Below are 22,779 nucleotides of genomic sequence, written 5' to 3'. Positions count from 1 at the left end.
TAGACTCTCGAATTGGAGGAAGTATCTGTAACACTAAAGCAGTCCATTGAGCGCAAGATTCGCGCAAGCAATACCAAGTGCCGCACCGATCAGCACATCGGTAAGAAAGTGAACACCCAGCAAGATACGTGAACCTGCGATCAGACCTGCCCAAACTAGGCTCAATAAGTAAACCTGCGGATAAAAGTGCCCAATGACGGTGGCCATAACAAAAGCTGCGGCCGAATGCCCCGAGGGCAGGCTGTATTTATCTGAAGGCACGATGTAAGAATGTAGGAAAGAGGAAAACTCAGCAGGACGACGGCGCTTGATAGTATTTTTTGCAAGCCAATAGATAGGGAGCTCAATGGCAAATGCCGCCAAACCCACCATAAGAAACGCCTTGCCGCTTTGCTCATCTAAGAACAGTGCAGCTATTGCAAACAAAAGGTATAAGTGCCCGTCCCCAGTATGGGAAATGGCTTTACTGATCTGCGCGGTTTGCTTGCTATATCGACTCTTCAAGCAAAACATAGAAAATGCCACATCCCAGCGGACAATTGGTTCTATCGTTCTCATGTGTTCCCTCAGCTCTTATCATTGCTTTGGGATTACGTTAGAAGCTGGAAATGACATTATGGTGACGATTTTGCGGATAAAAAATGAACATTTCATCCAGATGCTGGTTCATCATTGCAGTGAATTGTAGGCAAAAGAAAAGCGGCTCGAACGCCGCTTTTGATGTTCACGCCCTACTAACTAAACAGTGAGGGGCTCATGCTTCTTAACCAATCCAAAATCAGCCAAAATCGCGTAGGCTGCAGGGATCATAAACAACACCAGTAATGTCGAAGCGAAGATACCAAACACAATCGAGATCACTAGTGGCTGTATAACCTGAGCCTGCAAACTGGTTTCAGTAAGCAGAGGCAACAGACCTGCCGCAGTCGTCATAGAAGTTAAGAACACGGCACGGAAACGTTCACGACTCGCTTTCACTACAGAGTCATGCACGCTATCTCCTTCATCCACATGGTGCCGGATGTATTGCACTAAGAGTATCGAGTCATTAACCACGATCCCAGCTAATGAAACAAAACCCATCATACTCGGCATGCTTAGAGAATGCCCCAGCAACCAGTGCCCGACAACAACACCAATAAAGGCTAAAGGAATCGCCAACATCACCACGAAAGGTTCTAGGTAACTGCGGAACTGATAACTCAATATGGTAAAGACGCCAAACAAACCCAATAAGAAGCCCTTACCCATAGAGGCACCAGTCTTCGCCGCATCTTTCGCCTCACCCTCAAAATCAAAACGCAGTCCAGGGTATTTCTTTAGCAGCTTAGGCGCTTCATCGCGCTGGAACTGCGCCAAGATAGCCGAAGAGCTGGCTTTTTTATTGTTCACATCACCGAAGATACTGATAGTACGCAGTCCATCAATACGTTGGATTCGCACATAGTTTCGCTGAAAATCGAGCGTCGCTAATGTCGCTAGAGGAATTTGGCTGCCGTCTGAAGTAATGATTGGGAAATTCGCAAGCTGCTGAACATCGCCAGCTTGCTGCTTGTCCAAACGCACTTCGATTGAGATGTTCTCAACACCCACCTGAATCTCATCCGCAGTTTGACCAAAGAACGCAGCACGCAGTTGAGACGCGATCATCTGTCCGTTAACGTTGTATGTCTCCGCCCCCGGTCTTAGCTTAACTAAGATCTCCTCTTTACCCATTCGCATGTCATCAAGCACGCCATGCACACCATCAAACTGGTTCAAGTACTCTTGGATATCAATCGAAGCCGCTTTCAGCGCTTGCAGATCATCGTGTTTAGCGCGAATCTCAATCGCTCGCCCACCCGGCCCCACCGTCGGCTGCTTAAATACCAGAGAAATTGGATCGGCCAGTTCACCCACATCATCACGCCAAGCATCAATAAAGTCATCGATGACCGTGTTTCGGCTTTCAGCTCCACGCAGGTCCAAACGTACCGTCGCTAGATGTGGACCTGATTCATTAGCATCCGCATTGGCATTAAACTGACTGGTGATGTGCTCAACTAAGGTGTTGCCACCCTCAACTTCATCACTCCATTGCACGTTCAAACGCTCAGCAGAAGAAACGATATGCTCCACGACTCGTTCAGTTTGTGCTAGCGATGCACCCGGTGGCAAAATCACGCGAGCCTCAGCAATGTCGCCATCCAATTCAGGGAAAGGTTGGAATTTAACGATACCACCTGCAATCAAAGCGATAGCAAGGAGCAGCAAACTCACTACGCCTCCCATAAAGGCATATCGAAACGAGACAACGCGCTCCACCATGCTCATCAAAGTGGTGTTACGGAAGTTCTCAAACTTTTCCAGTAGTACCACTTTGAAACGCAGCGCTGGCTTCTCTTGTTTCTCTTTATGCAGCGAGTGCGACAGGTGGTTGGGCAGAATCAAGAAGGCTTCAATCAAGCTCAACGAAAGTACTAAGATCAAGACTTGAGGTACCGCTTTAAGAACCGCCCCCATCTCACCGTCTAAGAACAACAGACTGCCAAAAATACACACAGTCGTTAAGAACGAGGAGAGTACACCAGGCAGAACTTTTTTCACCCCATTGTAGACAGCATCATCGACCTTCTGCCCCCGATCGAGATGTGAGGCTATCGATTCAGCGATCACAATGGCGTCATCCATCATAATACCGATGGCCATCAACAAACCAACAAGCGACATGATGTTAATGGATAACCCAAGGTTCGCCATCAAGAACAGACCACCTAGAAAAGCAACCGGCAGGCCTGCGGCAACCCAGAATGAGTAACGTAAGCTGAAAAACAACCACATAGTCGCGAACACCAACACGATCCCTTGCCAACCGTTGCGTACCATCATAGTCAGGCGGTCCCACAATACAGAAGAGAGGTCATTGGTCATTTGCAGCGTTACGCCATCAGGGGCTATCGCACTTTGGTCTTCTACAAACTGAGTCACGCGCTCTTTGATACGCAGCGCGTCATCTTCTTTGTTTTTGCTGACCTTAAGCAGAGCCGATGGCTTTCCATCAAACAGTACCTTCTGCTCATCCAGTTCAAATCGGTCTGTGATGACTGCAATGTCTCGCAGGCGAATAACTGAACCGTTTGGCGCAGAGCCGACTACGATACTTTCGAGTTCTAGTGGAGTCACTCGACGCTCATCAAAACGGATCAGAAAGTTCTTGTCGGGTGTTTCGACATTACCACTTGGCAGCTTAACGTTCTGACGCCCAATCTGCTCTGCGATGTCATTAACCGTTAACCCCAATTGACGAATTGCTTGGGTATCCAGCTCAACACGATATTGGTGATCAGAAAAGCCACTGACTTCCACCAAAGAGACATCATAGTCGAGCTTCATGGTGCGCTTTAACTGCTCAGCATAAGCTTTGAGTTCAGGCCATGTGGTATCCGCCGTAATTGCCACATCAACCACGGGCTCATTCCAATCAAGCTCTTGAACAACTGGGGATTCGATCTCTGAAGGGAAGTCGTTAATCGAATCAATCTGAGTCTGTACGTCCACCAGCATACGGCCAATATCCGCTTTCTCATTGAGCTTGAGGATCAGTCGCGCACTACCTTCAATGGCTTCACACTGGGTTTCTTCGATATTCGCCAAACCATCAACGGCGTCTTCCATACGAATACATAAGCTCTCCTCCACCTCTTGTGGTGAAGCACCAGGGTAAACAATGCCCGCCATGATGTATGGAGGATCGTACTCAGGAAAGGTTTCTCGCTTAATGTTGGAGAGCGAGCTCAAACCCAGCACCAACAACCCCAACATGAGTAAGTTGGCAGCTGTTGGGTGTCGAGAGAAAAACTTAATCATGAATCACTCTCCTGCATCGAGGTCGAGTCATCACCGGTCTCTCGCAGTAGCATTCCCTCTATAGCAGGAAGTACATCATTGAGGATCAGCTTATCACCCTGTTTAAGATCTCCACGAACCACGACCTGATTATCACGGCGATACAGAACTTCCACCTGAACCATACTTAAGCGCTGCTCGCTATCCATTAAGTAAAGGGTATCGCCATGCAGTGCTCGCTCTGGCACTACCCAAGCAAGATTAGACGCACCTTCAATCAGGGCTTTGACGAACATACCGTTTACTAAAGGTGGCAGACTACTTGGCTCAAGTTGTGCGTAGTCTTGCTTAATTTCTAATATCACACCCGCTGTTGCTTGGTTTTCATCAACGGTTTCACTGATGCGTGCCACCCGTGCAGGCCACGCAGCATTCAAGTTACCGCTGTTAAGTTCAATAGTGGCGGAGATTTCTGAGGTGTCGGTATTAGGAATACCAGACTCATCACGGGTGAATTCACCTAAGCTCGAAGCCAAGGTCTGCATATCGTGAATTGAAAGCTGCGCTTCGACCTCCATCACATCAATACCGTGAGCAATGAACATGGTTTGCTGAAGATTGACCACTTGGTTGGTCTCAATATCAACCTGAGCGATACGCATTGCTTTTGGTAGAGTAATGGTGGTTTTTTCCAAAGAGCGCTCTGCTTCTCTTACCTTAGAAACATTCACTTTAATCACCGCTTCTGCCACTCTCTTCTCGTCTGGCATTAACGCGATTTGGTTTTCTATATCCAGTACCAGTTTGCGTTGCGAAAGCGCACTCTGCTCTTGCAGATCGACATCAGACTGAGAGGTTAAACCTTTCTTACGAAGATCTTGTTTACGCTTAAGCTCTTTATTACTGATCACTAAGCGGTTTTTCTCGATCTTTAATGTTTGGTTTAGGTTCTGCTCTTCTTGATTCAACTTAGCCAAAGAGGTTTGAGAAGATTTAAGGTCGGCCTGAGCTTGCGTCAATTTGAGTTCATAATCGAGAGGATCAATCTTGAGCACCTCTGTACCAGCAGGGATCACTTTGCCCTTTTCTAGTTCAGGGTGGCGATAGACGATCTTACCTGTAACTTCGGCGATCGCTTTCCACTCAACTTTAGGCACCACTTTGCCAAAACCAATCGCTAAAGGAGCCATAGATTGAGGCTCTAGTACTTTCACCTCTACCAAGCGGGCTCGATCGCCGGCAGGTTTGGTTGGAAGGTCTGGTTTGAGGTTAATCGCCACAACTAAGCCGACAATACCTATCGCTAATGCTGGAAAGAACAACCACTTTTTCCCTATTTTCATTCTGTTTAGTCCTGAAGTTTTGAGGTGCTTGTTGGATTCACAAAGCCCTCACTCATTAGTTGAATATTGTGTTCAATCAGACGATTAAGAAAGTCTTCATTTAACTCAATACCATGCAGCGCCAGCAGTGGTGGTGGTGCGATAAAAGGAAATACCATTAAGCTAATATACGAAATCCGACATAACTTAGGATCCATATCTTTTCTTAGCACACCATGGTCAATCAGCTTCTCAAATATCACGTCTTGGGCAGGTTTAGCGATATCAATAAACACCTTCTCAAGCAGCTCTCGCTGAACCTCAGAGGGTGGCATATTCATCACTTGAGCCACTAAGCGAGGAAATTTTGGTACCTTCGCCATCTCTTTGTAGTAAGTACGCATAAGATCGAGAAAGTTATCGTGGTTGCTCTCATCAATAAGCTTTTGCATTTGCAACTGCATTGGCCGCAGAGTTTCACGCAACATCGCTTCAAACAGACCCGCCTTGTTACCAAAGTAGTAGCGAATCATCGCAATGTTCACACCAGCCCTCTCAGCGACGAGCCGAGTCGATACCTTGTCATAAGGCTGCACGACAAACAGATCCCGCGCATGTTCAATCAAGAGTTGCCGAACCTCTCGATTCTTCTGCGGTCGCCCAACTTTTCGTCCCACTCTATAGTCACCCTATAATTAATCACACGATTAATTATAGGGTGATATTCCAACAGGTGGTGAAGAATAATTACTCACTATTTAATCAAGTGATTAATTAAATTTGAGCCTGAATTATTTTCCCGTCATTCACTCGGTAAAAAAGATTTAGTACAAAGTTATAACCTAAACATCATGCAAACGATAAACTAACCGCGCAACCCGAAAGCAAATAAGCAAAATTAAACACCACAAAACAAATAAAAATCAGCACAAACAAAATGAAAAAGCTCACAATGCACGCCGATATTGGATTTTCACGTTTGACGCTCAGAATAAATTACGGTAAATATGGTGTTAACAGTTTATTTACGGATATTTGTGCCATGACGTTTTCTTTTTCTCGACTGCTGAAACTTCTCCTTATCGTGAACCAATCGCGTGGGTAAGTTGTGGGTCAAGAACTGCACAAATATTAAAACCCGCGCTAAGCGGGTTTTTTTGTAACTAAGCTCATTAAAAGAACATCATTCTCAATAATATTTTGGATAGCAATCGATACGATATCGATATAAGGAAGCACCCATGAACGATCAAGTGATAATTTTTGATACGACTTTACGAGACGGCGAGCAGGCACTAGCTGCAAGCCTGACAGTAAAAGAGAAGTTACAAATTGCTTATGCACTTGAAAGACTCGGTGTGGACGTTATCGAGGCTGGTTTCCCAGTTTCATCTCCGGGTGATTTTGAATCAGTGCAAACCATCGCAAAGAACATCAAAAACAGCCGCATCTGTGCCCTTTCTCGTGCCGTTGCCAAAGATATTGATGCCGCAGCGGAGGCTTTGAAAGTTGCTGAAGCATTTCGTATTCACACCTTTATCTCAACTTCTACAGTCCACGTACAAGACAAGCTTCGCCGTAGCTACGACGACGTGGTTGAGATGGGTGTTAAAGCGGTAAAACACGCACGTAACTACACTGATGATGTTGAGTTCTCTTGTGAAGATGCTGGTCGTACACCAATTGACAACCTATGTCGCATGGTAGAAGCCGCGATTGATGCTGGCGCAAAGACCATAAACATTCCAGATACAGTGGGCTACACAGTGCCGAATGAGTTCGGTGGCATTATTCAAACACTATTCAACCGTGTACCTAACATCGACAAAGCGATCATCTCTGTTCACTGTCACGATGATCTAGGTATGTCAGTCGCAAACTCTATTGCTGCGGTTCAAGCGGGTGCTCGTCAGGTCGAAGGTACGATCAATGGTATTGGTGAGCGTGCGGGTAACTGTTCTCTTGAAGAGATCGCAATGATCATCAAGACACGCCAAGAGTTACTAGGCGTTCATACGGGTCTTAAACATGAAGAGATCCACCGTACCAGTAAGCTAGTGAGCCAGCTATGCCACATGCCAATCCAAGACAACAAAGCCATTGTCGGTGCGAACGCCTTTAGCCACTCTTCAGGTATCCACCAAGACGGCATGCTTAAGAACAAAAATACCTATGAGATCATGACGCCAGAATCGATTGGTCTTAAAGATAAAGCGCTAAACCTAACCAGCCGCAGTGGCCGTGCAGCCGTTAAGAGCCACATGGATGCGATGGGTTATCAAGAAAACGAGTACAACCTAGATTCATTGTACGAAGATTTCTTGAAGCTAGCAGACCGCAAGGGCCAAGTATTCGATTACGACTTAGAAGCCTTGATGCACTTCGCAAACCTTCGCGACGAAGATGACTTTTACAAGTTGAACTACCTAAGTGTTCAATCTGGCAGTGTTATGTCGACCACCAGCATCAAGCTGCAATGTGGTGATGAAGAGAAGTGTGAAGCGGCGGTCGGTAATGGCCCTGTTGATGCGCTATACCAATGTATCTACCGTTTGACTGGCTACGAAATCGTACTAGACAAGTTCGACCTAACGGCAAAAGGTGAAGGTGAAGATGGATTAGGTCAAGCCGACATCATCGCTAACTACAAAGGTCGCAAATACCACGGTACAGGCGTTTCAACTGATATCGTAGAAGCATCTGGCCAAGCGCTACTGCATGTTATCAATAGCATTCAACGTGCAGACACGATTGCTGAAATGAAACAGCAACGAATCGAAACCGTATAAACAGAATCACTCTCTGGCTCTCTCATATAGGAGAGCTAGGAAACAAATTAACGCTCCTCCAAGCACGAAGAAATTAAAGGATTAACATGACTGACAAATCATACAAAATTGCCGTACTACCTGGCGATGGCATCGGCCCAGAAGTAATGCAACAAGCACATAAAGTGTTAGACGCTATTGAAAAGAAACATGCAATTAGCTTTGCACGTGAAGAGTATGATGTCGGCGGTATCGCGATCGATAACCACGGTTGTCCACTACCGGAGTCAACAGTTAAAGGGTGTGAAGAGTCTGACGCTGTATTGTTCGGCTCTGTCGGTGGCCCTAAGTGGGAACACCTTCCACCAAACGACCAACCAGAGCGTGGTGCCCTACTTCCTCTACGTAAGCACTTCCAACTGTTCTGTAACCTACGCCCAGCACAGATCCACAAAGGTCTAGAGTCATTTTCACCACTTCGTGCAGACATCTCTGATCGCGGCTTCGACATCGTCGTTGTTCGTGAATTAACGGGTGGTATTTACTTCGGTCAACCAAAAGGTCGTGAAGGCGAAGGCGCAAATGAAAAAGCATTCGATACTGAGGTTTACCACCGCTACGAGATTGAGCGTATCGCTAAAATCGCTTTTGAATCTGCTCGTCTACGTAACAAGAATGTCTACTCAATTGACAAAGCGAACGTTCTACAAAGCTCTATCTTGTGGCGTGAAGTTGTAGAAGAAGTAGCAAAAGATTACCCAGACGTAACGCTAAACCACATGTACATTGATAACGCGACGATGCAGCTTATTAAAGACCCATCTCAATTTGACGTGATGCTTTGTTCGAACATCTTTGGTGACATCATCTCAGATGAATGTGCAATGATCACCGGCTCTATGGGCATGCTACCTTCTGCTAGCTTAAACGAGAGCAACTTCGGTCTATACGAGCCAGCAGGCGGCAGTGCACCTGACATCGCAGGCAAAAACATCGCAAACCCAGTCGCTCAAATCCTGTCTGCGGCATTGATGCTGCGTTACAGCTTAGGTGAAGAAGAGGCAGCACAAGCGATTGAGACGGCAGTTTCAAAAGCGCTATCTGCAGGTGAACTAACCGCTGATCTTGCTGGCGACAAACCAGCACTAACCACTTCAGAGATGGGCGATAAGATCGCACAGTACATTCTAGAAGCTTAAGATCACGTAACACTCTATAAGAACAATATCGGCTCACTGACTGCAAAGCGGTGAGCTGAAATAAGCACTGGGATTAATGCTCCCAAGGAAGAACAAGCTATGTCTACAAACCAGCAAGCCAAAACCTTATACGAAAAAGTCTACGACGCGCACGTTGCCGTTGCAGCTGAGGGTGAAAACCCAATCCTGTACATCGATCGCCACCTAGTACACGAAGTAACATCACCGCAAGCCTTTGATGGTCTTCGTGAAAAGGGACGTAAAGTTCGCCAAGTTGGTAAGACTTTCGCGACTATGGATCACAACGTTTCGACTCAAACCAAAGACATCAATGCATCAGGTGAGATGGCTCGTATCCAGATGGAAACGCTATCGAAAAACTGTGAAGAGTTTGGTGTTACGCTTTACGATTTGAACCACAAATACCAAGGTATTGTACACGTAATGGGTCCTGAACTTGGTATTACGCTACCGGGTATGACCATCGTTTGTGGTGACTCGCACACAGCGACACACGGCGCATTTGGTTCACTGGCATTTGGTATCGGTACTTCAGAAGTAGAGCACGTGCTAGCAACTCAAACGCTAAAACAAGCTCGCGCTAAAACCATGAAAATCGAAGTAAAAGGCAAAGTCGCTCCAGGCATTACCGCTAAAGATATCGTACTGGCGATCATCGGTGAAACAACGGCTGCTGGCGGTACAGGCTATGTTGTTGAGTTCTGCGGTGAAGCTATTACCGATCTTACGATGGAAGGTCGTATGACGGTTTGTAATATGGCTATCGAACTAGGTGCCAAAGCGGGTCTTATCGCACCTGACGAAACGACATACGAATACATCAAGGGCCGTAAATTCTCGCCACAAGGTGATGATTTTGACGCGGCTGTTGAGTACTGGAACACACTGAAAACCGATGACGACGCAGAGTTTGATGCGGTTGTTACACTAAATGCTGCAGATATCAAACCGCAAGTGACTTGGGGTACTAACCCAGGCCAGGTTATCTCGGTTGATACTCCTATCCCATCACCAGACAGCTTCTCTGACCCTGTTGAAAAAGCATCGGCTGAAAAAGCATTGGCTTACATGGGCTTAGAAGCAGGCAAGTCTCTATCTGACTACAATGTAGATAAAGTATTCGTGGGTTCTTGTACTAACTCTCGCATCGAAGACATGCGCGCTGCAGCAGCTGTAGCGAAAGGTCGTAAAGTCGCATCTCATGTACAGGCTCTGATCGTTCCTGGGTCTGAACAAGTTAAAGCGCAAGCGGAAGCTGAAGGGCTAGATGTAATCTTTAAAGAAGCTGGCTTTGAATGGCGTCTACCTGGTTGTTCTATGTGTCTTGCGATGAACAATGACCGCTTAGGTCCTCAAGAGCGTTGCGCATCAACGTCTAACCGTAACTTCGAAGGTCGCCAAGGCCGTGATGGTCGTACGCACCTAGTTAGCCCTGCAATGGCCGCTGCTGCTGCGATCGCTGGCCACTTCATCGATATTCGTGAACTTTAATTTAGAGGATTTAACATGTCAGGTTTCAAACAACACACTGGTTTAGTCGTTCCTTTAGATGCTGCGAACGTTGATACCGATGCCATCATTCCAAAGCAGTTCCTACAAAAAGTATCTCGCTTGGGCTTTGGTAAACACCTTTTCCATGATTGGCGTTTCCTAGATGATGCAGGTCAGCAACCAAACCCAGAGTTTGTAATGAACGCACCACGCTACCAAGGCGCTTCTATTTTGTTGGCTCGTGAAAACTTCGGCTGTGGTTCATCACGTGAACACGCGCCTTGGGCACTAGCGGATTACGGTATCAAAGCGATGATCGCACCGAGCTTTGCCGACATTTTCTATGGTAACTCCATCAATAACCAGATGGTGCCAGTACGCCTAACTGAACAAGAAGTCGATGAAATCTTCCAGTTCGTTGAAACGAATGAAGGGGCTGAAGTTGAAGTAGACCTGGAAGCAAACGTGGTTCGTGCTAACGGCAAAGAGTACTCTTTTGAGATTGACGAATTCCGTCGTCATTGTCTGCTAAATGGCTTAGATAACATTGGTTTAACGCTACAGCACGAAGAGAAAATTTCTGCGTATGAAGCAAATATCCCTAGCTTTCTAAAGTAACACCTTAACGCAAGCTAGAATCAATGTTATACCAATCACAGTAAGTAAGTGATCAAAAATAGCGCAGAAAAAAAGCTTGAGAACAAGGCAGAATTTTTCGATAAGTAGTTATTCTACAATCAAAAATTCTAACGCAGTTATCGAGCATTTTGACAAGCTAGGTTGAGCAATTATTTACTACGATTGGTATTAGTAACACTCAAAGGTTGGCTTAGGTCAGCCTTTTTTTATGCCTAGGCTTTAAGCTAACAAAAGTTGAAAGAAAGTGTGGATAGCCAAGGTCTTATAGATGTCATTAGGGAGAACATTTATGAAAAACCTACTTCTAGTTATTAGCCTACTCTTTTCTTCATTGGCTTTTTCAGCACCAAAATCAGAACTATGGTCATATTGGGATCAAAGTAATGAGTCAAACAGTGGCACCATTTCTCACGCTACTTGGCAGCAGTTTCTTGATAACTATATTATTATCGACGGACAAAACCACCTCATCCGCTACCAAGCCGTTAGCTCTAATGATCGCTCACAGCTGAAGCAGTATATTGAGCAACTCGCCAACACTGACCCTCGACAATTCTCTCAAGCGGAGCAATATGCCTACTGGGTAAATCTCTACAATGCGATCACTGTGGAGTTAATCTTAGATGCTTATCCAGTCAAATCGATCACTAAACTCGGCGGTTTGTTTAGTTTTGGTCCGTGGGGAGACGAAGTCGTTACCATTAATGGTAAAGCTCTGACCCTGAACGATATTGAGCACCGAATTTTGCGCCCAATATGGCAAGACCCTAGAACACATTATGCCGTCAACTGTGCCAGCTTAGGTTGCCCTAACCTTCAAACTCAAGCTTTCACTGCTGAAAACACCGAAGCATTACTGGAACAGGCTGCTCGTCAGTTTGTGAACAGCGACAAAGGAGTTTTGGTGCAAAAGAATAAATTACAACTCTCTTCTATTTATGACTGGTTTATCGCCGATTTTGGTACTCAGGAACAACTTATCGAGCACCTCAATCAGTATCGCACTCAACCGCTATCAAACGTAAAAAACATCGACTACGAATATGATTGGGCACTCAACCAATCGAAGTAACTTGATATCATTCAATGAAGGTTAAAGAGTAAGCCCCCTCGGCTTACTTTTTGATTTCATGGATAATTAGGGCTAAAAACTGGAGTCTGGCTGCTGTAAAAATGCCAGTTCGTCTTCTGTTGAAGCGCGTCCAAGCACTTGATTACGATGTGGATAGCGACCAAACTTCTCGATGATCACCTTATGTTTAAACTCAAAATCGAGGTTATGTTCTAAACCCGCTTGATTAAACAGCTCAACCGCCTTCTCATGAATCATCAACGACTCACTGTGCATGTAAGGCATGTATAAGAAGCTTTTCTGCTGTTCGCTAAGTTGGTGATCGTAGCCACCTGCCACCGCTTCTTGTGCAAGTGCTAATGCCATCGGGTCCGCTGAGAATGCTTGTGGCCTATCGCGACCAATGTTTCTTGAAAACTGGTCTAACACTATGATTTCTGCCAGGCGACCTAACGCGTTTTCACGCCATGTATACAGTTCACCTTGTACTGCCGCTGTATGTAGATCAGAAAAGCGCTCTATTATCAGCCGATCTATTTCCTTTCCACCATTGAACCAATCTCGAGGGGTTAATTCGTCAAACCAGAACGCCAAAACATCTTGATAACCAACTGTCATATCTATTCCTTTAAACAAAAAGAGCCGCTGTAATGAGCGACTCTATTGATATTATTTGAAGCCTTTGACCTTCTTAATTAGATCGTAAGCGTTTTGAATTTCCTGAGATTTCTCTTTCGCAACGTTCATCATTTCTGGTGGTAAGCCCTTTGCCATAAGCTTGTCGGGATGGTGCTCATTCATTAACTTACGGTAGGCTTTCTTCACCGCTTTACCATCTGCCGACTCACTCACACCGAGTACCTTAAAAGCATCCGCCAGTTGATCTTGTTGAGTCGCCTGCTGCCAGCCGGAAGACTGCCCTTGATGGTGACCACCGCCAAAACTGCCACCTTGCTGTTGAAAGCGAAAAGCCGCTTCTTGCATTTGTAGACGGCGCTCGAGCTGCTCCGATGAAAAACCAAGACCTTGAGCTATCTTATGCAGAACTTGGCGTTCACTAGGGTGCAAGCTGCCGTCAGCAAACGCTGCTGATACTTGGAGTTCAAGGAAAAACTGCAGTAAATCAAAGCGGCCACCCGATGAAATCTTAACGCGCTCCAAGGTTTCTTTTAGTGGGAAGTCACTCTCTTTACCATCACGGAACGCATTCTGAGCGGCTATACGCTGCTCACCATGAAGATTCATGCGCTCCATCATTGTGGATGCTAATTGGATCTCTTCACGTGTCACCTGACCTTTCGCCTTAGCAACATGTCCCATAACCGCGAATGCCGCTTTAAAGAACTCTTGTTGCTTCTCAGTTTGACTTGGCCCACCTCCAAACCCCGAAGTGTTAAAGCCTGACTGATTTAAACGGCGCGCTTTATCAAATTGATGACCAAGAAATAGACCAAAAATTAGGCCTAAGGGTCCGCCAAACAAGAAACCAAAAAAAGCGCCCAAAATTTTGCCAAATATTTGCATTATGTGTTCTCTATCTATGAATTTTATTCGAGTACTGCTGTCTTATGGTGCTGAATGCTAAGATTTCCTTTATCATAAGGACAAAGCTTTATTAATTGGATTGATACTAGATCAACCCTCCTTCTAGTGACACAGGATAGTTCAACTTCATGCAATGTTTCTCCCGCACCTTGTTAGCCGCATCGATCAGCTCTGCGTTATTTGTGCCGACAACTCAAGCTGAAACAACAATTGATGATAGTGTGCAGGAAATGCCCTCTACAGATCAATGTTTGATCGCATCATCTGAAGATTCAGACCTTAATGCACCGGCATACGTCGAGGCCGATCGCCTAGAAGCCGTTAACGGTGAGAAAGCAAGTTACTCAGGGTCTGTAAAAGTGACTCAAGGCATCAAAACCATTGAAGCCGAGACGGTTACCTTACACCAGCAAGAGAATATTGTTGTCGCAGAAGGGAATGTAACTTTCAATGACGGACAGTTCAAAGCCACATCAGATAAAGTGACCAACAACCTCACTACCAATGAGTTTGAGCTGGAAAATACTCAGTATCAGATGCTGTGTGAGTCTGGTCGTGGTGATGCAAGATACATTGCACGCACAGGTAAAGCTGTTTACGAGTTGGAAGATGGTACGATCACCTCTTGTCCTCCAGGTGACAAGTCTTGGCGCCTAAAAGCTTCCAATATCGAGCTTGACCAAGACGAAGAGAGCGCGACCTTCATTAATCCTCGCTTCGAAGTATTAGACGTTCCCATTTTTTACCTGCCGTACCTAACGGTTCCAGTAGGTGAGAGTCGTAAAACCGGTTTCCTTTACCCAACATTTTCTTACGGCTCAAGCGATGGTTTCGAAACAGAAGTACCGTTTTACTGGAATATTGCACCGAATTACGACCTTCAAACCACAGCGAAATACATGTCTGAGCGCGGTACTCAGCTAAATAATGAATTCCGCCATTTAAGCCAGTTTGGTCAGAGTACTGTCACATTTGAGTATTTAGACAACGATAGAAAATTCAAAGAGAAAGGCAGTCGGTGGGGCGGTCAGTTTGAATTTAATGGTATCTATAAAGAAGCTTGGAAATTTGACGTTGATTACTCAAAGGTAAGTGATGTTGATTACTTTACGGATGTCGACTCTAGTATAGGTAACCGTGAAGACGGTCAATTAATGCAGTCCGGTGAAGTTGCTTATCGTGCACTAAATTGGGACGCATCTTTGGCTGTACGTGATTTTCAGGTCTTAACCGAAACTGAGAACCAACCTTATCGCGTAATGCCGCAACTTAAGTTCAACTATTACGCTCCGCTGCTTTGGGATACGGTTGAGATGGATGTAATCAGCCACATCTCACGCTTTGACACAGATTCGGATAGCAAGCCATCTGCAACTCGCGTCCATGTAGAACCTGGAATTAAGGTGCCTCTAAGCACTACTTGGGGCTCTTGGACAACAGAAGCACGACTGCTTGGTACCTACTATGACCAAGATTTAGACAGCACTATCCTAGCGGCTAATCCAGAACTCACTGATACAGCAAGTCGAGTGATCCCAGAGTTTCGAACTCATGCTGGTATTATTCTTGAGCGTGATACAACTTATTTGACCGGATATACTCAGACTCTCGAGCCACAGGTTCAATATTTATACGTACCTAAGCAAGATCAAAGTGAAATCGGTTTATACGATACCACTCTATTACAAACCGACTACTACGGCCTATTCCGTAGCCGTAAATATAGTGGCGTTGACCGCATCGCTGCAGCAAACCAGTTAAGCTATGGTGCTTCTTCGCGTTTCTTTGATGATGAGTACAAAGAACGTCTCAACATATCTTTCGGTCAGATTTTCTTCATTGATAGAAACACTAAGAACCCAGGCGCTTCATCTGATGAAGAGGGACAAACGAGCTACTCATCATGGGCTGTCGAGATCGATTTCAACTACGATGACTACCTCTTCTACCATGGCGGCGTTCAATACGACATCGATGATGGCGACATGCAACTGGCCAACAGTACGGTTGAATACCGTATTGATGAGAACGGCTTCGTACAAGCTAACTATCGCTATGTTACCCGTGAATACATAGAAGATAATGTTGGCGACACCATCACTAATATTGATGAGATCACCCGTGATGGTATTTCTCAAGCTGGCTTAGTGACCGGCTATCAATTTTCTCCAAAATGGTACGCTAGTGCCCAGTACTACCACGATATGAATGAAAACATTGCTATCGAGTGGCTTGCTAACCTGCGTTACAAAGATGACTGTTGGTATGTGGGTGTGACCTACAGTAACGAACTACGAAGCTGGACAGGAACAGGCTATGTCGATACTAACTCAGACCCTGTTTATGAAAACAACTTCAGTATCAACTTCGGTATTGTTGGTTTCGGTACAGCAGCAGGCACAGGCTCAAATACCTCGGGCTTTGATAGCTCTGGTAACTCATTAGAGTATGGCCGCCCATTCTTCTTAAATAACTAATTTTAGAGTTTATTGGTGTTTAACCGATAAATAGAAAGGACAACACATGACATTGTGGAAACACACACTAATCGCGCTTGCTACGGCTTGTACTTTTTCAGTAAGCCACGCTGCTCCTGTTGAGCTAGACAAAGTAAAAGTCATCGTAAACGAAGGCGTTATCCTACAAAGTGACATTGACACCTCGATGAAGACACTGCGTGCTAATGCTAAGAAAAGCGGACAAACACTGCCTTCTCAAGAGGTGCTAAAGGATCAGGTATTAGAGAAGCTGATCATCGACACCATTCAAACTCAAGAAGCAGAACGCATTGGTGTACGTATCGATGATAGTCGCCTTGATCAAGCTATCGCTGGCATCGCTAAAGACAACAATCAGACCGTAGAGCAGCTTACCGCTTCTGTCGCTGAAGAAGGGCTAAGCTACAACGCGTTCCGCGAACAGGTAAGAAAAGAGATTGCTGCGAGCGAAGCACGCAATGCTTTAGTTCGTCGTCGAATCAATATCCTACCAGCGGAAGTCGATAACCTAGCTGACATCCTAGCGCAAGAAACCAATGCAACAGTTCAATACAAAATTGGCCACATCCAGCTTCGTTTTAACGATAACCAGACCAAAGAAGAGCTAGAAGCACAAGCCAATGAGCTTGTTGAAGAGCTGAACTCAGGTAAAGATTTCAGCACCATGGCCTACACTTACTCAAAAGGTCCTAAAGCACTACAAGGTGGTGATTGGGGTTGGATGCGTAAAGAAGAGATGCCGACAATTTTTGCAGACCAAATCAAACTTCAGAATAAAGGCAGCATCATCGGCCCGTTCCGAAGTGGTGTAGGCTTCCATATTCTAAAAATTGAAGATGTGAAAGGCCTAGAAACCGTCGCTGTCACCGAAGTAAATGCGCGACACATCCTAGTGAAGCCAACGGTTATCTTGAGTGATGAAGGTGCGCAAGAACTACTACTCGACATCACACGCCGTGTTAAAGCAGGTGAAGCGACCTTTGGTGAATTGGCACAGCAATACAGCCAAGACCCGGGCTCAGCAGTTCAAAACGGTGAACTGGGCTACCAGACTCCTGACCTTTATGTACCAGAGTTTAAACACCAAGTTGAGACCCTTCCAAAAGGCGATATCAGTGCACCGTTTAAAACCGTTCACGGCTGGCACATTGTTGAAGTTCTTGACCGCCGCGAAGTAGACCGCACCGACTCAGCACTTAAGAACAAGGCTTACCAGATTCTATTCAACCGTAAGTTCAATGAAGAGGCTGGCGCGTGGCTACAAGAGATTCGCGCAAGTGCTTTTGTAGAGATGGTTGAGGAAGAGCAAGATGACAACTAGAAGAATTGCGGTAACGGCGGGTGAACCTGCCGGTATCGGTCCAGATTTAGTACTGGCTCTATCTCAAGAGAGCTGGCCACATCAATTAGTGGTGTGTGCAGATAAACAAATGCTGGCTGAGCGTGCAAAGCTCCTCAATTTAGATGTTGAGCTACTCGACTACAAAAGTGACGATGCACCTCAACCTCAGCAAGCCGGAACCTTAGTGGTTAACCATATTCCAATGGCAGAACCCACAATTGCTGGCACACTCAACGAAGCTAATGGTCATTATGTATTAAATACATTAGAAACTGCCGCAATAGGCTGTATGAATAATGAATTTGATGCTATTGTCACCGGCCCTGTTCATAAGGGAGTAATTAACCGTGCTGGGGTCGCTTTTAGCGGTCACACTGAGTTCTTTGCTGAGAAGTCCAACACACCATTAGTTGTAATGATGTTGGCAACTGAAGGATTACGTGTTGCGCTTGTCACAACGCATATTCCTTTAGCCTATGTTTCCCAAGCCGTCACCGAAGACAGACTTGCGCAAATCATCGAAATTCTAAATAGAGATCTCGTTGAGAAATTTGCGATTGAGAAACCTAACATTTATGTATGTGGACTAAACCCACATGCCGGCGAAGATGGCTGTTTAGGATGTGAAGAGATTGAAACCATCACTCCAACGCTCGAAAAAATTCGCCGAGAAGATGGCATAAACCTGATTGGTCCATTACCAGCAGACACCATTTTCAATGAGAAATATTTGCAAGATGCAGATGCTGTTTTAGGTATGTATCACGACCAAGTTCTGCCTGTACTAAAATACAAAGGCTTTGGTCGCTCAGTGAATATCACGCTTGGCTTGCCATTTATTCGTACATCGGTCGATCATGGCACCGCCCTAGATTTGGCAGGGAAAGGTCAAGCTGATACAGGGAGCTTTAGAACAGCGCTCACGCACGCCATTGAATTAGTAGAGAAAAAGCAATGAGAAATGATGTCCACTTAGGGCACAAAGCGCGTAAACGTTTTGGTCAAAACTTCCTAAACGATCCATATATTATTGACGGGATCGTATCGAGCATTAACCCACTACCAGGCCAAAACCTAGTAGAAATTGGCCCAGGTCTAGGTGCAATCACAGAGCCAGTGGGCAAACTGGTTGACAAATTCACCGTGATTGAGCTCGATAGAGATCTAGCCGAGCGCCTACGCACTCATCCAGATCTAGCGGATAAACTAACGATCCACGAAGGCGATGCGATGAAGTTCGACTTCGATCAGCTCGTTAAGCCAAACAACAAACTACGTATCTTCGGTAACCTACCGTACAACATTTCTACGCCGTTAATGTTCCACCTTTTTGAGTTCCATAAAGACATTAAAGACATGCACTTTATGCTTCAGAAAGAAGTGGTAAACCGTCTAGCAGCGGGACCGGGTAGCAAAGCTTACGGCCGTTTGACAGTTATGGCTCAGTACTACTGTAAAGTAACGCCTGTACTTGAAGTACCACCAACAGCGTTCGTTCCGCCACCGAAAGTAGATTCGGCAGTGGTTCGTCTTCAGCCATACGAAGAGCTTCCATACCCAGCTAAAGACCTGAAGTGGTTAGACCGCGTATGTCGTGAAGGCTTTAACCAACGTCGTAAAACGGTCCGAAACTGCTACAAATCTTTGATCAGCAAAGAAGTTCTGGAAGAGTTGGATATCAACCCGAGCATGCGTCCAGAAAACCTCACTCTGGTGCAATTCGTGGATATGGCGAACTGGTTATACGATAACCACAACGCGACAAAATAAATAAAAAGGCTCCTAGCTACGGTTAGGAGCCTCTTTTTTATGTAATACTCTAGATTGAACGATAACAAAAAGGTGCGAATATGGATGTATCAACGCCTTGTATTAAGTGCCAAGTCCACTCTAAATACATAGAAGACCAATCAGAGCCGACTAAGAACCGCTACGTCTTCGCCTACATCATTACAATCAAAAACCTCAGCCAAGAGACCGTTCAACTGCTCTCTAGACGATGGTTGATCACCGACTCTAACGGAAAACAACTCTCTATTGAGGGAGATGGTGTCGTTGGTCAGCAACCAGTGATTGAGTCCAGTGACGAATACACTTACACCAGTGGGACTGTCATCGAGACCCCTGTTGGTGTAATGCAGGGACATTACGTCATGACCGACAGTAAAGGGGCAGAATTTATTGCTGAGATTGAACCGTTTCGCTTGGCTATCCCTAATATCCTTAACTAACCCTCCCCTATTGATTTAACAGGAAATAACGTGCCGAATTATATTGTCGGAGATATCCAAGGCTGCTTTGATGAATTTGAGCAGCTTCTTGAACAGATCCAATTCAACCCGAGCACAGACACCTTGTGGGTGGCGGGAGACTTGGTCGCTCGTGGCCCCAAATCATTAGAAACATTGAGATATATCCGCGATCTTGGCAGCTCTGCAAAGGTGGTGTTAGGTAACCATGACTTGCATTTGCTTGCCGTGTCTCAAGGTTTGTTCCCTGCTAAAGCGAAAGACAAGACTCAACCGATTCTAGATGCCTCAGACAGAGAAGAGCTACTGAGCTGGTTGCGACAACAGCCGCTAATGCAAGAGCACGATGAATTTGTGATGGCGCATGCTGGTATTTCACCTCAATGGAGCCTAAAGCGCGCTCGTAAAGAGAGCGACAAGATAAGCAAACTCCTCCAGTCAGACAAATGGCCTTGGCTGATTGAAAATATGTACAGCAACACTCCCGATCTCTGGAGCAAGGATTTAGAAAAAATCGAACGCTACCGCTATGCCATTAACAGCTTTACCCGCATGCGTTTTTGCTTCCCAGATGGACGTTTGGATATGGGATGTAAACTCCCACCAAAAGAGGTGTCAGATAACCAGTTTATTCCTTGGTTTAACCTACCACAGCGTAAACAACTCGATAAAACGGTACTGTTTGGCCACTGGGCAGCACTGGAAGGCTATCAAGGGAAGGATGTCATTGGCTTGGATACCGGGTGTGTATGGGGGGGAGAGCTCACCATCTTGCGCTGGGAAGATAAGAAGTTCTTCACGCAGAGAGCGCTATAAATACGAGATACGAGATACGAGATACGAGATACGAGATACGAGATACGAGATACGAGATACGAGATACGAGAAGCTTGCGCTACTAGTGAGATAGCGCAAGCATTTACAAACTTTAGACCTTAGCGCTCGAGAATCACAAACTCCATATCGTGCTTGTTCTTGTCATCTGCCTTAAATGTTTCTGAATAGCTTTGTGTCCAACCCTCTCCCCAATCCGGGAATTGAGTATCGCCATCGACGGCTAAATCAATATGAGTGAGGTACAGTTTATCTGCTTTTGGTAGACAATGCGCATAGATAGAGCCACCACCAATGATCATCACCTCTTCCACATCACCGACCAACTCTAAAGCTTGCTCAACAGAAGTCGCCATAGTGACACCTTCTATTTTTAAGGTTCCATCACGGCTCACCACGATGTTCAAGCGGCCAGGTAACGGACGGCCAATAGAGTCATAAGTTTTACGTCCCATAACAATCGGTTTACCCATTGTCGAACGTTTAAACCACGCAAAGTCAGCGGGAAGGTGCCAAGGCATTTGATTGTCTTTACCAATAACACGATTGTCTGCCATTGCCGCTATCATACTGATGATCATATCTAATGAGGTCCTACTCTGAATTGGGTTAATGTTTGCTAAACGATAGGTCTACGGCGGTAGAATAACAGCCCTGGCACTGCTAAGCCAATCGCTAACCCCGCGATAATGAACATCGCTTTGAGGAAGTTCTCCATCAACATAGCCACTAGCTCAGGCGTATAGCCCATGTTGTTAATCTCAACCATGGCAATCATCGCCTTAAAGGCAAAGACGCCCGGAACCATTGGGATGAGAGCTGCGACCGTAAACACCTTAGGGTGAGCCAGCAGTTTATGCGACCAGTGGACACCTATCATGCCGACAAGGGTTGCAGCAAAGAAGGTCGCCCACTCGATAGGAACACCGAAGTGCATCATTAAATAGCGACTCCCGTGGCCAATGGCTCCACCCAGCGCGCAGTAAACAAGTGCTCGCTGCGGCACATTGAACACTAGGGCGAAACCAACGGCAGGAATGGCGGCAAAAAACATATCATTAGCTAAACCAAATAATAACTCTAACATTATCCAGCCCACCCCCATACACCAGACAAGCTCATTGCAGCAACAATGCCAAGGCTGGTCGCCAGCGTCAGTAAACTCGCCATAGTAAAGCGAGCAAGCCCCATATTAATGTGGCCTTTAAGCATGTCTGCGACTGAGTTAATCAAAGGAAAACCGGGCACCAGCATCAATACCGAAGAAGCCATAACGATAGTTGGTTGACCACCGATATCAAACAGGACAGCTTGAGCGGAAATAGCCGTGGTCACGAAGGCCGTAACGGCAAAATTCAGAAGAGGGTTAAAGTGTCGATGACCGATCTCTTGGCGAACAATCATACCGCAAGCAGACGCAATAAAAGTCATCATAAATACATGCCAATCGCCCCCAGCTAAACGGCTGAATGAAGCACAAGATAACCCTATCATCACCACGACCAACCAGCGATTATAGCGCTCAGGGCTGATTTCATTAATCTTCCTCTGGGCTAGGTCAGAATCCAGAATCCCTTTTTCCATCATGATGCAGATACGCTGGATATCAGTGATCACCCGCATATTGATACCGCGATCAGCACAGCTTCGAGTGGTGGTGATACAGTGGTCACCCATGACTGTCGTGACCACCAACGCATTGGCGGACAGAGCAACTTCCACCTCATCAACACCACACGCAATGCCTATGCGACGCATGATGTCTCCCACTAAGGTGCTCTCGGCACCGTGTGCTAATAACATTTGTCCAGATTGAGCGACCAATCGAGATATCGCTCGTTGTTTTGATGCCATGATTTCCTTCCCATTGGCGTTAATACTTAAGAGGTAAATTCTGCCTGATTCATCATCATCGATTCATGATTTAGATACAAAAAAACCGCAATATTAATTGCGGTTTTTACCTAATCGGCT

General features: G+C 45.7%; 20 protein-coding genes. 11 read left to right on the top strand and 9 right to left on the bottom strand.

Annotation, left to right across the window (positions count from 1 at the left end):
* Positions 1-33 precede the first annotated feature (33 nt).
* The 4 genes from FIV04_RS01835 to FIV04_RS01820 all read right to left on the bottom strand — a co-directional run bounded on the left by FIV04_RS01835 (position 34) and on the right by FIV04_RS01820 (position 5,824).
* Positions 34-558, bottom strand: coding sequence for a phosphatase PAP2 family protein (locus tag FIV04_RS01835; protein ID WP_152468114.1), 525 nt, complete (start codon positions 556-558; stop codon positions 34-36).
* A gap of 180 nt (positions 559-738) precedes the next feature.
* Positions 739-3,846, bottom strand: a complete 3,108-nt coding sequence (locus FIV04_RS01830) for an efflux RND transporter permease subunit (RefSeq protein WP_032553054.1) — start codon at positions 3,844-3,846, stop codon at positions 739-741.
* Complete coding sequence (locus FIV04_RS01825) at positions 3,843-5,168, bottom strand: efflux RND transporter periplasmic adaptor subunit (protein ID WP_152468113.1); 1,326 nt, start codon at positions 5,166-5,168, stop codon at positions 3,843-3,845. Before FIV04_RS01825 ends, FIV04_RS01830 begins: the two co-directional genes overlap by 4 nt.
* Positions 5,169-5,173: 5 nt before the next feature.
* On the bottom strand, positions 5,174-5,824 hold the full coding sequence (locus tag FIV04_RS01820) for a TetR/AcrR family transcriptional regulator (protein ID WP_152468112.1): 651 nt from the start codon (positions 5,822-5,824) through the stop codon (positions 5,174-5,176).
* Positions 5,825-6,388: 564 nt separating this feature from the next.
* Here FIV04_RS01820 and leuA point away from each other — a divergent pair.
* The 5 genes from leuA (at position 6,389) to FIV04_RS01795 (ending at position 12,337) form a co-directional block, all read left to right on the top strand.
* The gene (gene leuA, locus FIV04_RS01815; RefSeq protein ID WP_032553051.1) at positions 6,389-7,936 is read left to right on the top strand and encodes a 2-isopropylmalate synthase; all 1,548 of its coding nucleotides are present in this window, start codon (positions 6,389-6,391) and stop codon (positions 7,934-7,936) included.
* Positions 7,937-8,022: 86 nt separating this feature from the next.
* Positions 8,023-9,114 (top strand): 3-isopropylmalate dehydrogenase, encoded by a 1,092-nt coding sequence (gene leuB / locus FIV04_RS01810; protein WP_150870817.1) that lies wholly within the window; start codon positions 8,023-8,025, stop codon positions 9,112-9,114.
* A gap of 99 nt (positions 9,115-9,213) precedes the next feature.
* The gene (gene leuC, locus FIV04_RS01805; RefSeq protein ID WP_152468111.1) at positions 9,214-10,626 is read left to right on the top strand and encodes a 3-isopropylmalate dehydratase large subunit; all 1,413 of its coding nucleotides are present in this window, start codon (positions 9,214-9,216) and stop codon (positions 10,624-10,626) included.
* A gap of 15 nt (positions 10,627-10,641) precedes the next feature.
* Complete coding sequence (gene leuD / locus FIV04_RS01800; protein WP_152468110.1) at positions 10,642-11,244, top strand: 3-isopropylmalate dehydratase small subunit; 603 nt, start codon at positions 10,642-10,644, stop codon at positions 11,242-11,244.
* 310 nt (positions 11,245-11,554) lie between these two features.
* Positions 11,555-12,337 (top strand): DUF547 domain-containing protein, encoded by a 783-nt coding sequence (locus tag FIV04_RS01795; RefSeq protein WP_152468109.1) that lies wholly within the window; start codon positions 11,555-11,557, stop codon positions 12,335-12,337.
* Between the two features lie 72 nt (positions 12,338-12,409).
* Here the strand turns inward: FIV04_RS01795 and FIV04_RS01790 are convergent, their stop codons facing one another.
* Together FIV04_RS01790 and djlA are read right to left on the bottom strand one after the other, a co-directional pair.
* Positions 12,410-12,955 carry a DUF924 family protein gene (locus FIV04_RS01790; protein ID WP_152468108.1) on the bottom strand — a complete coding sequence of 182 codons (546 nt, stop codon included), beginning with the start codon at positions 12,953-12,955 and terminating at the stop codon, positions 12,410-12,412.
* A gap of 51 nt (positions 12,956-13,006) precedes the next feature.
* A complete protein-coding gene (djlA, locus tag FIV04_RS01785; RefSeq protein ID WP_152468107.1) occupies positions 13,007-13,861 on the bottom strand; it encodes a co-chaperone DjlA in 855 nt (284 codons plus the stop codon).
* Between the two features lie 149 nt (positions 13,862-14,010).
* On the opposite strand from djlA, the gene lptD reads away from it, so the two are divergent.
* From lptD to FIV04_RS01755, 6 genes are all read left to right on the top strand, one after another.
* A complete protein-coding gene (gene lptD, locus FIV04_RS01780) occupies positions 14,011-16,359 on the top strand; it encodes an LPS assembly protein LptD (RefSeq protein WP_152468106.1) in 2,349 nt (782 codons plus the stop codon).
* Between the two features lie 46 nt (positions 16,360-16,405).
* Positions 16,406-17,701, top strand: coding sequence for a peptidylprolyl isomerase SurA (gene surA / locus FIV04_RS01775; RefSeq protein ID WP_152468105.1), 1,296 nt, complete (start codon positions 16,406-16,408; stop codon positions 17,699-17,701).
* Positions 17,691-18,680 (top strand): 4-hydroxythreonine-4-phosphate dehydrogenase PdxA, encoded by a 990-nt coding sequence (gene pdxA / locus FIV04_RS01770; protein WP_152468104.1) that lies wholly within the window; start codon positions 17,691-17,693, stop codon positions 18,678-18,680. The genes surA and pdxA overlap by 11 nt, the downstream gene beginning before the upstream one ends.
* Entirely contained in the window at positions 18,677-19,492 is an 816-nt protein-coding gene (gene rsmA / locus FIV04_RS01765; protein WP_032553036.1) for a 16S rRNA (adenine(1518)-N(6)/adenine(1519)-N(6))-dimethyltransferase RsmA, read from the top strand. The genes pdxA and rsmA overlap by 4 nt, the downstream gene beginning before the upstream one ends.
* An 80-nt stretch (positions 19,493-19,572) precedes the next feature.
* The gene (gene apaG / locus FIV04_RS01760) at positions 19,573-19,953 is read left to right on the top strand and encodes a Co2+/Mg2+ efflux protein ApaG (protein WP_032553035.1); all 381 of its coding nucleotides are present in this window, start codon (positions 19,573-19,575) and stop codon (positions 19,951-19,953) included.
* Positions 19,954-19,983: 30 nt separating this feature from the next.
* On the top strand, positions 19,984-20,787 hold the full coding sequence (locus tag FIV04_RS01755; protein ID WP_152468103.1) for a symmetrical bis(5'-nucleosyl)-tetraphosphatase: 804 nt from the start codon (positions 19,984-19,986) through the stop codon (positions 20,785-20,787).
* Positions 20,788-20,906: 119 nt separating this feature from the next.
* Here the strand turns inward: FIV04_RS01755 and folA are convergent, their stop codons facing one another.
* From folA to FIV04_RS01740, 3 genes are read right to left on the bottom strand one after another with little or no spacing between them, the layout of a single operon-like run.
* Complete coding sequence (folA, locus tag FIV04_RS01750) at positions 20,907-21,386, bottom strand: type 3 dihydrofolate reductase (RefSeq protein ID WP_152468102.1); 480 nt, start codon at positions 21,384-21,386, stop codon at positions 20,907-20,909.
* Between the two features lie 38 nt (positions 21,387-21,424).
* Complete coding sequence (locus tag FIV04_RS01745) at positions 21,425-21,910, bottom strand: threonine/serine exporter family protein (protein ID WP_032553032.1); 486 nt, start codon at positions 21,908-21,910, stop codon at positions 21,425-21,427.
* The gene (locus FIV04_RS01740) at positions 21,892-22,659 is read right to left on the bottom strand and encodes a threonine/serine exporter ThrE family protein (protein WP_150870799.1); all 768 of its coding nucleotides are present in this window, start codon (positions 22,657-22,659) and stop codon (positions 21,892-21,894) included. Before FIV04_RS01740 ends, FIV04_RS01745 begins: the two co-directional genes overlap by 19 nt.
* Between the last annotated feature and the right edge of the window lie 120 nt (positions 22,660-22,779).

The organism is Vibrio sp. THAF190c, from assembly GCF_009363355.1.
In the GTDB taxonomy this organism is placed as follows: Bacteria; Pseudomonadota; Gammaproteobacteria; order Enterobacterales; family Vibrionaceae; genus Vibrio; species Vibrio fortis_A.
Note: the sequence above shows the minus strand (reverse complement) of the source record. Positions and strands in the feature narration are given on the sequence as shown.